Origin of the sequence: Mycolicibacterium wolinskyi str. Jessa 2025, from assembly GCF_049241375.1 — a bacterium.
GTDB lineage: Bacteria > Actinomycetota > Actinomycetes > Mycobacteriales > Mycobacteriaceae > Mycobacterium > Mycobacterium wolinskyi.
Genome location: NZ_CP185960.1, coordinates 1,308,937 through 1,321,407 on the forward strand (window position 1 = coordinate 1,308,937; position 12,471 = coordinate 1,321,407).

Sequence of the window (12,471 nt, forward strand, 5' to 3'; positions counted from 1 at the left end):
GTATGCACATTGAAGACCTGATTTCATCCGTGCCCACCGGATTGTGGATCGGCGGTGAGGAACGCGAAGGCTCGTCGACGTTCAACGTGCTCGACCCCAGTGACGATCAGGTGATCACCGCCGTGGCCGACGCCACCGCCGACGACGCAGTCGCCGCATTGGACGCCGCGTGCGCGGTGCAGGCGGAGTGGGCCGCGACCGCGCCGAGAGAGCGTGGCGAGATTCTGCGGGCGGTGTTCGAGAAGATCAAGGAACGCGCCGACGACATCGCCGCGCTCATGACTCTCGAGATGGGCAAGGTGCTCGCCGAGAGCAAGGGCGAAGTGGCCTACGGCGGCGAGTTCTTCCGCTGGTTCGCCGAGGAGGCCGTGCGCATCGGCGGCCGCTACACCCCGGCGCCTGCGGGCACGGGCCGCATAATCGTGACCAAGCAGGCCGTCGGCCCGTGCTATGCCATCACGCCGTGGAACTTCCCGCTGGCCATGGGCACTCGCAAGATGGGCCCGGCCTTTGCCGCGGGTTGCACCATGATCGTCAAGCCCGCCCAGGAAACCCCGCTGACCATGCTGCTGCTGGCCAAGCTCATGGACGAGGCCGGCCTGCCCAAGGGCGTGCTGTCGGTTCTGCCGACGAGCAATCCACGTGAGGTCACCGGTGCGCTGATCGACGACGGCCGGCTGCGCAAGCTGACCTTCACCGGCTCGACCGGTGTCGGCAAGGCACTCGTCAAGCAGTCGGCGGACAAGCTGCTGCGCACGTCGATGGAGCTGGGCGGCAACGCGCCGTTCATCGTGTTCGACGATGCCGATGTGGACGCGGCCGTCGACGGGGCGATCCTGGCCAAGATGCGCAACGGCGGCGAGGCCTGCACCGCGGCCAACCGGTTCCACGTCGCCAACGCGGTGCGGGAGGAGTTCACCGAGAAGCTCGTCAAGCGGATGAGCGAATTCACCCTCGGCAAGGGCATCGAGCCGTCGTCGACGTTGGGCCCGCTGATCAATTCCAAGCAGGTCGCCACGGTCACCGAGCTCGTGTCGGACGCGGTGTCGCGCGGCGCGACGGTCGCGGTGGGCGGCGTCGCACCCGGCGGCCCCGGCAACTTCTACCCAGCCACCGTGCTGGCCGATGTGCCCGCCGACGCGCGCATCCTCAAGGAAGAGGTGTTCGGGCCGGTCGCGCCGATCACCGGATTCGACACCGAGGACGAAGGCGTCGCCGCCGCCAACGACACCGAATACGGCTTGGCGGCATACGTTTACACGCGATCGCTGGACCGCGCCTTGCGGGTTGCCGAGGCCATCGAGTCCGGCATGGTCGGTATCAACCGCGGCGTCATCTCGGATCCGGCCGCGCCGTTCGGCGGCATCAAAGAATCCGGGTTCGGCCGCGAGGGCGGAACCGAGGGCATCGAGGAGTACCTCGACACCAAATACATCGCGTTGACGAAGTAGAAACGCAGGCGCGCCTTCCCGATCCGGCGCCGAGCCGCCCTTAGACTTTGGTGCTCGGACGCCAGACGGGAGGGCATGACGTGACTGCGCCGACAGTCCGTGCTGCCAGTCTTGCCGCTCGCCGAAGTCGGACCGTTCCCGCCCGTCGGGACATCCCCGCGCTCGACGGCATCCGCGCGATCGCCGTGCTGCTGGTGCTGGCCAGTCATGGGGGAGTCCCCGGTGTGGCGGGCGGGTTCATCGGCGTCGACGTCTTCTTCGTGCTCAGCGGGTTCCTGATCACCTCGCTGCTGCTGGACGAGTACGCCAGGACCGACCGGATCGACCTCAAGGGGTTCTGGATCCGCCGCGCTCGCCGGTTGCTGCCCGCGATGCTCGTGATGACGCTGGCCGTGGTCGCGGTGCGTGACCTGTTCCCGCCCGACGCCGTGACATCACTGCGCGACGACGCCGTCGCCGCATTCTTCTGGATTGCCAACTGGATCTTCGTCGCTCAACAGGCCGACTACTTCTCGCAGGGCGCCCCGCCCTCGCCGCTGCAGCACACGTGGTCGCTCGGCGTCGAGGAGCAGTACTACATCGTCTGGCCGGTCCTGTTGGTGGCGGTCGCGCTGCTGCTGCGTCGCCGCTCGGCGCGCACGGTCCGCATCGCGGTGTTCGTACTCGCCGCCGCCGGTGCGGCCGCCTCGGCCGCCGCGTCGATCCTGTTCGTCAACGACGCCACGCTCAATCGCATCTACTTCGGCACCGATACCCGAGCGCAGGCCCTGCTCATCGGTGCGGCGGCGGCCGCCCTGTTGGTCCGCGACTGGTCGGCGCTCACGGTCTCGGGCACGCTGATCCGTACCCGGTGGCGGCGCTGGATCGCGTGGCTCCTGCCGGTTCCTGGCATTGCGGTACTCGCGGCCGCCGCACACTTTGCGACCGGCGATGTCAGCGACTTCCGGCATGGCCTGCTGATCGCCGTCGCACTCGGCGCGGTTCTGGTCGTCGCGCCCGTCGCGCTCGATCAGGACGGGTACGTGGCCCGGGTGCTGGCGTGCCGTCCGCTGGTCGCGCTCGGTGCCATCTCGTACGGCGTGTACCTGTGGCACTGGCCGATCTTCTTGATCCTCAACGGTGAACGCACCGGGCTGACGAGCTGGTCGCTGCTGGCGCTGCGGTGTGCCGTGACGATCGGGGTGTCGTGGCTGTCGTGGTGGCTGATCGAACAACCCGTGCGGCGCTGGCGTCCCCAGCATGTGCCGATGCTCCCGCTGGCGGCCGCCACGGTGGCGACCGCGGCCGTCGTCACCATGACCGTCATGCCCGTCACCACCCGGTCCAGTGAGCCCGCGGGACCCGACGTCATGTCGACCGCGCTGACGCAGGCCGACGTCGGGGCCGAGGTCCCCGTTCCCATCGGAGCGCCACCCGTCCGTCGCGATCCCGGCACCCAGACCGTCGCCGTGTTCGGCGACTCGATCGCCTGGACGTTGATGCGCTACCTGCCGAAGACACCCGGCTTCAGCTTCAGCGACTACACGACGATCGGCTGCGGTATCGCGCGTGGCGGGCCGTACCGGTCAGCGGGCGAGACCCTCAACCAGAAACCGGAATGCGACACCTGGCCCGAACGCTGGTCGCAGCGGATCAAACACGACCGACCCGACACCGTGCTGTTGATGATCGGCCGCTGGGAGATCGTCGACCGCATGCGCGGGGGTGAGTGGACCCACATCGGCGACGACGACTACGACAAATACCTCAGCGGTGAACTACAACGTGCCCTGGACATCCTCGGCTCGACCGGCGCGCGCGTCGTCGTGACCACGGCGCCCTACACCAGGCGCGGCGAGCGGGCCGACGGCAGCCTGTACCCGGAAGACCGGCCGGCACGGGTCGAGGAGTGGAACTCACTGCTGCGTGACGTCGTGGGCAAGCGACCCAACGTCACGGTGCTGGACTTCAACGCCAAGCTCAACCCGGACGGCGAATACACCACGCGCGTCGACGGGATCCGGATGCGCAGCGACGGCGTGCATCCGACCGCCGAGGCCGTGAAATGGCTGACGCCGTGGCTGGTGGATTCGCTCAAGCCGAAGAAGCCTTCTCCTCCGCGGAACGGCATTCCCGGTCGTTAAATCAAGCTGGTAGCAACCCTCACGGCCGTTTCGGTGAGGTTGTCGGAGGCCGCCAGCAGGATCGCGGCATGGGACCTGTTTTCTTGGGCAGTGAAGCGCTGGCTCGCGGTGAACTGACCCGTGGACGGCTGCGGGCGGCGTACCGGCCGATCTTCCCCGACGTCTATCGACTGCGTATCGCCGAGCCGTCGCTGTACGCCAACACCATGGGCGCGTGGCTCTGGTCCAAGCGCCGCGGCGTCATCACGGGCAGGGCCGCCGCCGCGCTGCACGGCGCCAAATGGGTGGACGAGAATGCGCCGATCGAACTGATCTGGAAGAACCACCGCCCGCCGCAGGGCATCATCACCCACAACGATCGCTTCACCCGCGACGACGTCGTCGAGATCGACGGCATGCCTGTCACGACCATCCAGCGGACCGCGTTGGATCTCGGTCGGTTCTTGCCAAGGGGCGCCGCTGTTGCTCACCTCGACGCGCTCGCCCGCGCGACCGGTCTGACGGCCGATCATGTCCTACCGCTCGGCGAAGATTTTCGCGGCGCTCACGGCGTGCGGCGATGCCGCGAAGCGCTGAACCTGATGGACGCGGGCGCGCAGTCGCCCAAAGAAACGTGGTTGCGCTTGCTGTTGATTGACGCTGGTTACCCACGGCCCCAGACTCAGATCCCCGTACTCGACGACTACGGCTCGGAGTTCGCCTACCTCGACATGGGCTGGGAGAGCGCGATGATCGCCGTCGAGTATGACGGCGACCACCATCGCACCGACCGGGCGACGTATGCGTGGGACGTGGTGAGGCTGAGGAAGATCCAACGCCGGCATTGGTTGCACATCCGCGTCATCAAGGAGGATCGGCCGCGCGACATTCTCGATCGGGTGCGGGCCGCGTGGGCCCGCCGCGAGATGGAAGCCAGGGCTGCTTAGCGGCCGGTTAAACGACCGGGAATGCAGTTCCGTGGCGTGGCGCTAGTGCCCCAACCGCCCACGGCCGAGCCGCAGCAGCAGCATGGCCAGGTCTTTACCCTCGGGGCCGAGCACGCTGTAGCGCTCGATGACCTTCATCTCGCGGCTGTGCACGAGACGGGTCCCGCCGGAGGCCATGCGGGCTTTACCGATCTCCTTGGAGACCTCGGTACGCCGCTGGATCGCGGCCAGGATGGTGGCGTCGAGTTCGTCGATCTCCCGACGCAGGTCATCGATGTCAGGCACGGAGTCGATGGTCTCAGTCATGATGGGCTCCTCGTTGTGTGGGGGTCTCATCCGGTTTCGGGCCTCACACAAGAGACGAGCCCCGGATCCGGAATGCGGACCGCGGGGCTGATAGGGAGGCAGCTAGACCACGGGCACCGCTGGCCGGTACCCGTAGAAAAATCGCCTCTGCTCTGTGAGCACTCATCGAGTGTGCCATTTGCTGCCGCGCCTGCGCAAAGAATGTCGGAGCCCGGCGGTAAGTTTGAACACAAGATGACGCTCGCGACCGAAACCGATGAACTCCTCGACGGCCTGAACCCGCAACAACGCCAGGCGGTGCTGCATGAAGGGTCGCCGCTGCTGATCGTCGCCGGCGCCGGGTCGGGCAAGACGGCGGTGTTGACGCGGCGCATCGCCTACTTGCTGGCCGCGCGTGAGGTGGGCGTCGGCCAGGTACTCGCGATCACGTTCACCAACAAGGCCGCCGCGGAGATGCGGGAACGTGTCGTGCAGCTGGTCGGGCCGCGGGCGCGGTCGATGTGGGTGTCGACGTTCCACTCGACGTGCGTGCGCATCCTGCGCAACCAGGCTTCGCTGTTGCCGGGGCTCAACTCGAACTTCTCGATCTACGACTCCGACGATTCACGTCGCCTGCTGATGATGATCGGCAAGGACATGGGGCTCGACACCAAGCGGTATTCGCCGCGGTTGTTGGCCAACGGCATCTCCAACCTCAAGAACGAGCTCATCGGCCCGGAGCAGGCGGCCGCCGAGGCGTCGGAGGCGGCCGAGGAGATGGCCGGCATCATCGCCGAGGTCTACGGCGAGTACCAACGCAGGCTGCGCGCGGCCAACGCGCTGGATTTCGACGACCTGATCGGTGAGACGGTCGCGGTGCTGCAGGCCTTCCCGCAGATCGCCCAGTACTACCGCAGGCGCTTCCGGCACATCCTGGTCGACGAGTACCAGGACACCAACCACGCGCAGTACGTCCTGGTGCGCGAGTTGGTCGGCCATCACCTCGACGAGAACGACGGCGTGCCGCCTGCCGAACTGTGCGTGGTGGGCGATGCCGACCAGTCCATCTACGCGTTCCGCGGGGCGACGATCCGCAACATCGAGGACTTCGAACGCGATTTCCCCGACGCGACCACCATCCTGCTCGAACAGAACTACCGCTCTACGCAGACGATCCTCAACGCCGCCAATGCCGTCATCGCGCGCAACGCGGGCCGGCGCGAGAAGCGACTGTGGACCGACGCCGGGGAGGGCGAGCTGATCGTCGGCTACGTCGCCGACAACGAGCACGACGAAGCACGGTTCGTGGCCGACGAGATCGACGCACTGGCCGACCGCGAAGGCTTCTCCTACAACGACATGGCGGTGTTCTACCGCACCAACAACTCGTCGCGTGCGCTCGAAGAGGTCTTCATCCGCGCGGGCATTCCCTACAAGGTCGTCGGCGGCGTGCGGTTCTACGAACGCCGCGAGATCCGCGACATCGTCGCCTATCTGCGGGTGCTCGACAATCCGGGTGACTCGGTCAGCATGCGCCGCATCCTCAACACTCCGCGCCGCGGCATCGGTGACCGCGCCGAGGCGTGCGTCGCGGTCTACGCCGAGAACACCGGGGCGAGCTTCAACGATGCCCTGCAGGCCGCGGCCGAGGGCCGGGTGCCGATGCTCAACACGCGCTCGGAGAAGGCGATCGCATCGTTTGTGCAGATGCTCGACGGGCTGCGGGCCAAGCTCGACGACGAGCTCGGCGATCTGGTCGAGGCCGTGCTGGAACGCACCGGATACCAGCGTGAGCTGGAGGCCTCCAGCGATCCACAGGATCTCGCCCGGCTCGACAACCTGAACGAATTGGTCAGCGTCGCACACGAATTCAGCACCGACCTGGCGAACGCTCAGGCGCTCGCCGAGGACGAGCCGGTCGACGAGGACATCCCTGACACCGGCGTGCTCGCGCAGTTCCTGGAGCGGGTCTCGTTGGTGGCCGACGCCGACGAACTTCCCGAGGAGGGCGCCGGCGTGGTGACGATGATGACGCTGCACACCGCCAAAGGTCTGGAGTTCCCCGCGGTGTTCGTCACCGGCTGGGAGGACGGCATGTTCCCGCACATGCGGGCGCTGGGCGACCCGACCGAATTGTCCGAGGAACGCCGGCTGGCCTACGTCGGGATCACCCGCGCGCGGCAGCGGCTCTACCTCAGCCGGGCCAAGGTGCGCTCGTCGTGGGGCCAGCCGATGCTGAACCCCGAATCCCGTTTCCTGCGGGAGATTCCGCAGGAGCTCATCAACTGGCGACGGGTCGAACAGCCCTCGTCTTCGCTGAGTGCACCCATGGGAAATGCCGGCCGCTACGGCACACCCCGCCCGTCACCGGCCCGGCCCGCCGCGGCGCGCAACCGTCCGGTGATCACGCTGGAACCCGGCGATCGGGTCACCCACGACAAGTACGGTCTCGGTCGCGTGGAAGAGGTCTCCGGGGTCGGCGAATCCGCGATGTCGTTGATCGACTTCGGCAGTGCCGGTCGGGTCAAGTTGATGCACAATCACGCTCCGGTGCAAAAGCTGTGAGTTCCGACGCACTCGACTGCGTTGCTGCGGTTCGAAGCTGCGGGCTCTCGGTCGGCATCGCCGGCAACCAACCCGAAGGTGTCGAGAACCTACTACGTGCCGCGGGACTGGAGGCCGACTTCATCGGGTCCTCGGCCGCATGGGATGTGTCGAAACCTGATCTGGCTTTCTTCAGGCGATTGGTCGATGAAGCTGGGATGCCTGCGCCCGACATCCTCTATGTCGGTGACCGACTCGACAACGATGTCCTGCCTGCCCGTGCAGTTGGGATGCGAACCGCTCACATTCGGCGTGGCCCATGGGGCTTCATGCATGCGCAACGTCCCGAGGTCGCGCTCGCCGATGTGCGGGTGGATTCCCTGAGCGAACTTGCGGCTCTCCTTGTGCTTTGAAGACGTCCTGAGTCGGGGCACATATGGGTCTCAAACCCGATATCGCATGTGATATCGCATTTCAGAAGCGGTTGTGCTTTCGGGCGAGCGGTGCCGAGCGATTACCTCGTCGGATGGTTCCAGGGAGAATTCACGACCGCGGCGGGCACCGGTAGACGTGCTTCGGGCAGCGGCGGGACCGACGTCAGCACCGGGTTCTGGTCGCGACGGGAACCCGGCGTGCGGCCCCGGCCCCAGCCGACCAACTCCCGATAGCCACCGAACAGCCCGGCGCGGCTGACGGCGTCTTCGGAGGCGTGCGGGCTGCCCGGCTCGACTGGCACCGACACCGGCGAGACGTACAGGGCGTCGGTGGGGCAGTAGGCCTCGCACATGAAGCAGGTCTGGCAGTCCGACTGTCGTGCGATCACCGGTATGCCGTCGGTGCCGCGGTCGAACACGTCGGTAGGGCAGACCTTGACGCAAATGTCGCACGCGATGCAGGCAGTCGAGCTGACGATCTCGATCACGCGACCGCCTCCGACGAGATCAGTTGGGGTGCAACCGGATCGTCGGCAGTCCACACCGAATCCAGGCCGCCGACCAGGATGCGGTGATCGAACCGCTCGTCACTTCCGGTGATGTCCTCGCGGCGGTGCAAGCCACGGCTCTCGGCGCGGGCCAGCGATGCCGCGGTGATCCATCGGGCCGCCGCCACGAGCGCGACGGCCTGGCGCGGCTTGTACGAATCCCGTGGCGCCACCGGCGCGAACCCCTCGGCGATGTCGCGCCACACGTTGTCGAGGGCGGCCGCCGACGCCGCAAGACGCTCGGACGATTTCAGATAGCTGCGCAACGGCGGCAGGATGTGCGCCTGGACTGCTCGCACCACCTCCTCGACGGCCGGGGCGCCCGGGCGTGCCGGACGGCTGGGCCCATCGGAGGCCACCGGCCCGGCCGTGCGACCCCGACTGAACTCCGCCGCGCCGCGGCCGGCGAAGGTGCCCGACGCGATCGCCCATGACCCGTTGCGGCTTCCGCCGCCGGACAGCGAGCCGGTGATGAGCTCGCGCGTCGCGGCGTCGCCGGCCGCGTACAGGCCGGGAACCGTTGTCGCGCAATCGGGCCCGGTCAGGCGCAGCCCACCGGTGCCGCGTACGGACCCTTCGTAGACCATGCGGATCGGGTAGGCGGTCACGAACGGGTCGATGCCGGCCTTGTCGAGCGGCAGGAAGTAGTTGGGCTGCGCGTCGCGCATGGTCTGGCGGATGTGTTCGGGTGCGCGGTCCAGCCGGGCGAACACCCGCTTGCCGTGCGCCAGCGCCCACTGGGCGTCCTGTCGTCCGCCGAGCCCGAGTTGCGTCGGGAACGGCTGGCCGTCCTCGTCGTAGAAACTGGCCCACTGCAGCATGCGGCCCTTGGTGTGGGTGCCCCATTCGGGTGCGAGTGCGTAGGCCGAACAGAACTCCATGCCGGACAGCTGGGCACCGTGTTCGGCGGCCATCAGCAGGCCGTCGCCGGTGTTGACGTTGGTGCCGAACGTGCCGGACAGAAACGCCGTACCGCCGGTTGCCAGCACGACGGCCCCGGCGTGAATCCGCCACGGCCGTCCGCCGTCCTGTCGCGCGATGCCGATGGCGCCGTTGACGACACCGTCGGCGTCGGCGGTCAACTCGAGCGCGGGGTGGTGGTCGAGGATGCGCACCCCGCTGCGATGAGCCTTGCGCCGCATACGACGCATGTATTCGGGTCCTTGCAGGCTGCTGCGCATCGGCCGGCCGTCAGCTCCGATCGGAAACGGGTATCCCCATTGGGCCAACTGCTCGACGCGGTCCCACGACGTGGCGAGGACGCGAAACATCCACTCCGAGTCGGTGATGCGCCCGGCCGCCCGCTCGCGCTCGCGGATCGACTCCTCGCGGCGCGGGCCTGGCGCAATGAGCCACAGATTGTTGCCGCCCGCCGCCGTCGCCCCGCTCGTACCGCAATAACCCTTGTCTACGAGGGTGACCCGGCTGCCGGACTCCGCCGCCGAGATCGCGGCCCACGTCGCGGCCGGACCGCCGCCGACGACCAGGACATCGGCTCGGTGCTCATCGACTCCGGTCATGGCCGACCTCCTCGCGAACCCCGAGTTCGGCCAGCAGGGCGCGACGCAGCTCGTCGAAGCCCGCGTCGCCACGACTACGCGGGAACGGCAACTCGACCTGCCGGTCCAGCGACACGCGGCCTTCGGAGAGCACCACGACACGGTCGGCAAGCAGGATGGCCTCATCGACATCGTGAGTGACGTGCAGTACCGCCATGTGCCGGCGTGCCCACAGCTCGTGCAGCAACCGGTACATCTTGAGCCGTGTGAGTGCGTCCAACGCGCCGAACGGTTCGTCGAGCAGCAGCAGGTCGGGTTCACGGACCAGTGCCCGGGCCAACGAAACCCGTTGGGCCTCACCGCCGGACAGTGACAGCGGCCACGCCTTGACCTTGTCTGCCAGGCCCACCTCGTCCAACGCGGCCCGGCCGCGGTCCGTACGGCTGGGCGCATCGGGGCCGGCGTCGGGGAGTGCGAACGTGACGTTGGCCAGGGCGCGCCGCCATGGCAGCAGCCGAGGGTTCTGGAACACGACGGCTCGTGACCGCGGCACCACCACCGACCCGGTGACCTGATCGTCGAGCCCGGCCAGCACCCGCAGCAGCGTGCTCTTGCCGGACCCCGAGCGGCCCAGCATCGCGACGAACTCGCCGTCGTCGATGTGCAAGTCGAGATCGCGCAGTACCTGCTGGGCCCCAAATGCCCGGTGAAGCCCGCTGACCTTTACGACCGGCGAACTCATGAGACGCCGTCAAAGCCGTTGCGCCAGGACAACAACAGCCGTTCGAGAACGCGTACGAGGGTGTAGGAGAGCAGGCCCGCGACCGCGTAGATGACGATCACCAGGAGAGAGACGTCGAACTGCAGATTCGTCTGGGCGCGCGACATCAGGAACCCGATGCCTTCGGTGGTGTTGATCATCTCGGCGAAGATCAGGCTCAGCCACGCGCTGGACAGCCCGAGACGCAGCCCGACAAGGAAATTCGGCATCGCACCGGGCAGGATCACCTGCGTGATCAGCGTGCGCCGCGGAGCCTCCAGAGTTTGTGCCATCTCGACCAGTTGACGGTCGACGCCGCGGATCCCGGAATAGGTGTTGATGTAGATCGCGATGGCGACGCCCGTGGTGATGAGCACGATCTTGGGCCCCTCGCCGATGCCCATCCAGATGATGAGCAGCGGTGTGAGCGCGAAATTCGGTACGGCCTTGAGGATCTGCATGGTCCAGTCGAGCAGATCCTCGCCGGTGCGAGTGAGCCCCGCGACGACGGCGAGCAGCACGCCGATCACGATGCCCAGGACGGTCCCGGTGAGCACCCGTGTCGCCGATGCGCCGACATGCGTCGCGAGTTGGCCGTCGACGAGCAGCCGCCACGCGGTGGTCGCCACCTCGCTCGGCGGCGGAAACAGGTCGGGGTCGAGCAGTGCGGTGGCCGATCCGACGGTCCATGCCGCGAGGATCAGCACGGGGCCCAGCAGCCGGCGGACCGGCCGGGGAATGCGCGACCACAGCCCTTTTCGGCCGTGTCGTCCGGAGACGACCTCGATCAGTTCGGGCTTCGGCGCCGTAGTGACTTCGGGGGCGAGGGTCACGATTTCGCTCCCGCCCACTCGCGCACGGAGTACTCGTTGTCGAACGAGCCATCGGCGTTGAGGAAGTTGTAGGCCGCCTCCAGCTGGTTCAGCCCCACCTCGGGGAACGGCTCGGTGTTGAACTCCTCGGCACGGGTCGACTTCTGCACGAATTCGAGTTCGGTGCCGTCGGTTTCGGCAACCCAGGCGAGATAGTCGTCGAAGTTCTCGTTGATGTCGCGGTTGACCGCGGTGACGGCTTGCTGCCAAGCGCCGGCGAACTCGGGGTGCTGATCGGTGAATGATGTCAGGGTGATGTTCGTCCCGGTGCTGCCGAACCCGTGCCGCGACAGGCTGTCGATGACGGGAAAGCCCTTGGATTGCAGCTCTATTGCGCTGGCGCCTGTGACCACGGTCGCGTCGATCTGTCCGGAACTCAGCCCGGCGATGGATTCGGGCGTCGGCACGTCACGCACCTGGATCTTGCCCGTCAAGCCCGCGGTGTCGATGAGTTGGCGCGCGGCCCGGTCGCGGATCGTGCCTTGCGGCGCGGTGACGGATTTGTCGACCAGCCCCTGGATATCGGTCGGCCCGCCCTTCGCGCCGACGATCCAGGCGTCGCCGTTGATCGAATCAAGGGACAGCAGAACCACTTTCGCGTCCCTGCTGCGGGCGCGCAGCGCCGGGTTGTCGCCGACCGCCGCCACGTCGATCGCGCCGGCGAACAGTGCCGAGACCACGTCACTGCCGGACTGGAAGAACGAGTACTCGATCTTGTCGACGCCCGCGGCCTTGAGCTGTTCGGCGAGGATGCCTTCGCGATCGCCCCATCCCAGGGATCCCGCCGGGGTTCCGGTGACCGACGTGGCCCCGATCCGCAGGGTGTACCCACCGGGACCGCTGTCATTGCCGGAGCACGCGACAGCCGTTGCGGCCATTGCCAATACGAACACGATGCGCAACATGCGGCTGAACATGGGAGCGGGCCTCCGGAGGGGTGTCATGGCGTGAACACACGCGAATCCGCCCCAGTAGACGCCTGCGCCCGAATTCGGGTCGACGGTTTGGATCAGGCTGACCGGAAGCTGT

Annotated in this window: 11 protein-coding genes; 5 read left to right on the forward strand and 6 right to left on the reverse strand. The window is 67.4% G+C overall.

The window, feature by feature from the left end; genetic code table 11:
* Positions 1-2 precede the first annotated feature (2 nt).
* The 3 genes from ACOI2T_RS06645 to ACOI2T_RS06655 all read left to right on the forward strand — a co-directional run bounded on the left by ACOI2T_RS06645 (position 3) and on the right by ACOI2T_RS06655 (position 4,500).
* Positions 3-1,451, forward strand: a complete 1,449-nt coding sequence (locus ACOI2T_RS06645) for an NAD-dependent succinate-semialdehyde dehydrogenase (RefSeq protein ID WP_409505046.1) — start codon at positions 3-5, stop codon at positions 1,449-1,451.
* An 80-nt stretch (positions 1,452-1,531) separates the two neighbouring features.
* Positions 1,532-3,574, forward strand: coding sequence for an acyltransferase family protein (locus tag ACOI2T_RS06650; protein WP_409505045.1), 2,043 nt, complete (start codon positions 1,532-1,534; stop codon positions 3,572-3,574).
* A gap of 68 nt (positions 3,575-3,642) precedes the next feature.
* Positions 3,643-4,500: a putative endonuclease domain-containing protein gene (locus ACOI2T_RS06655; protein WP_409505044.1), complete on the forward strand. Its 858-nt coding sequence runs from the start codon at positions 3,643-3,645 to the stop codon at positions 4,498-4,500.
* A gap of 42 nt (positions 4,501-4,542) precedes the next feature.
* Here ACOI2T_RS06655 and ACOI2T_RS06660 read toward each other — a convergent pair whose 3' ends face one another.
* On the reverse strand, positions 4,543-4,806 hold the full coding sequence (locus tag ACOI2T_RS06660) for a chorismate mutase (RefSeq protein ID WP_067844861.1): 264 nt from the start codon (positions 4,804-4,806) through the stop codon (positions 4,543-4,545).
* 201 nt (positions 4,807-5,007) lie between these two features.
* Between ACOI2T_RS06660 and pcrA the strand changes: the two genes are divergently transcribed.
* Together pcrA and ACOI2T_RS06670 are read left to right on the forward strand one after the other, a co-directional pair.
* Entirely contained in the window at positions 5,008-7,350 is a 2,343-nt protein-coding gene (gene pcrA, locus ACOI2T_RS06665; RefSeq protein WP_409505043.1) for a DNA helicase PcrA, read from the forward strand.
* Positions 7,347-7,742 carry an HAD family hydrolase gene (locus ACOI2T_RS06670; protein ID WP_409505042.1) on the forward strand — a complete coding sequence of 132 codons (396 nt, stop codon included), beginning with the start codon at positions 7,347-7,349 and terminating at the stop codon, positions 7,740-7,742. The genes pcrA and ACOI2T_RS06670 overlap by 4 nt, the downstream gene beginning before the upstream one ends.
* A gap of 101 nt (positions 7,743-7,843) precedes the next feature.
* Here ACOI2T_RS06670 and ACOI2T_RS06675 read toward each other — a convergent pair whose 3' ends face one another.
* Genes ACOI2T_RS06675 through ACOI2T_RS06695 form a run of 5 tightly spaced genes read right to left on the reverse strand, consistent with a single transcriptional unit; the run spans position 7,844 to position 12,359 of the window.
* On the reverse strand, positions 7,844-8,251 hold the full coding sequence (locus ACOI2T_RS06675) for a 4Fe-4S binding protein (protein ID WP_409505041.1): 408 nt from the start codon (positions 8,249-8,251) through the stop codon (positions 7,844-7,846).
* Positions 8,248-9,831, reverse strand: coding sequence for an FAD-dependent oxidoreductase (locus ACOI2T_RS06680; protein WP_409505040.1), 1,584 nt, complete (start codon positions 9,829-9,831; stop codon positions 8,248-8,250). Before ACOI2T_RS06680 ends, ACOI2T_RS06675 begins: the two co-directional genes overlap by 4 nt.
* Positions 9,815-10,552 carry an ABC transporter ATP-binding protein gene (locus tag ACOI2T_RS06685; RefSeq protein ID WP_409505039.1) on the reverse strand — a complete coding sequence of 246 codons (738 nt, stop codon included), beginning with the start codon at positions 10,550-10,552 and terminating at the stop codon, positions 9,815-9,817. Before ACOI2T_RS06685 ends, ACOI2T_RS06680 begins: the two co-directional genes overlap by 17 nt.
* Entirely contained in the window at positions 10,549-11,403 is an 855-nt protein-coding gene (locus tag ACOI2T_RS06690; RefSeq protein WP_409505038.1) for an ABC transporter permease, read from the reverse strand. The genes ACOI2T_RS06685 and ACOI2T_RS06690 overlap by 4 nt, the downstream gene beginning before the upstream one ends.
* On the reverse strand, positions 11,400-12,359 hold the full coding sequence (locus ACOI2T_RS06695; protein WP_409505037.1) for an ABC transporter substrate-binding protein: 960 nt from the start codon (positions 12,357-12,359) through the stop codon (positions 11,400-11,402). Before ACOI2T_RS06695 ends, ACOI2T_RS06690 begins: the two co-directional genes overlap by 4 nt.
* Between the last annotated feature and the right edge of the window lie 112 nt (positions 12,360-12,471).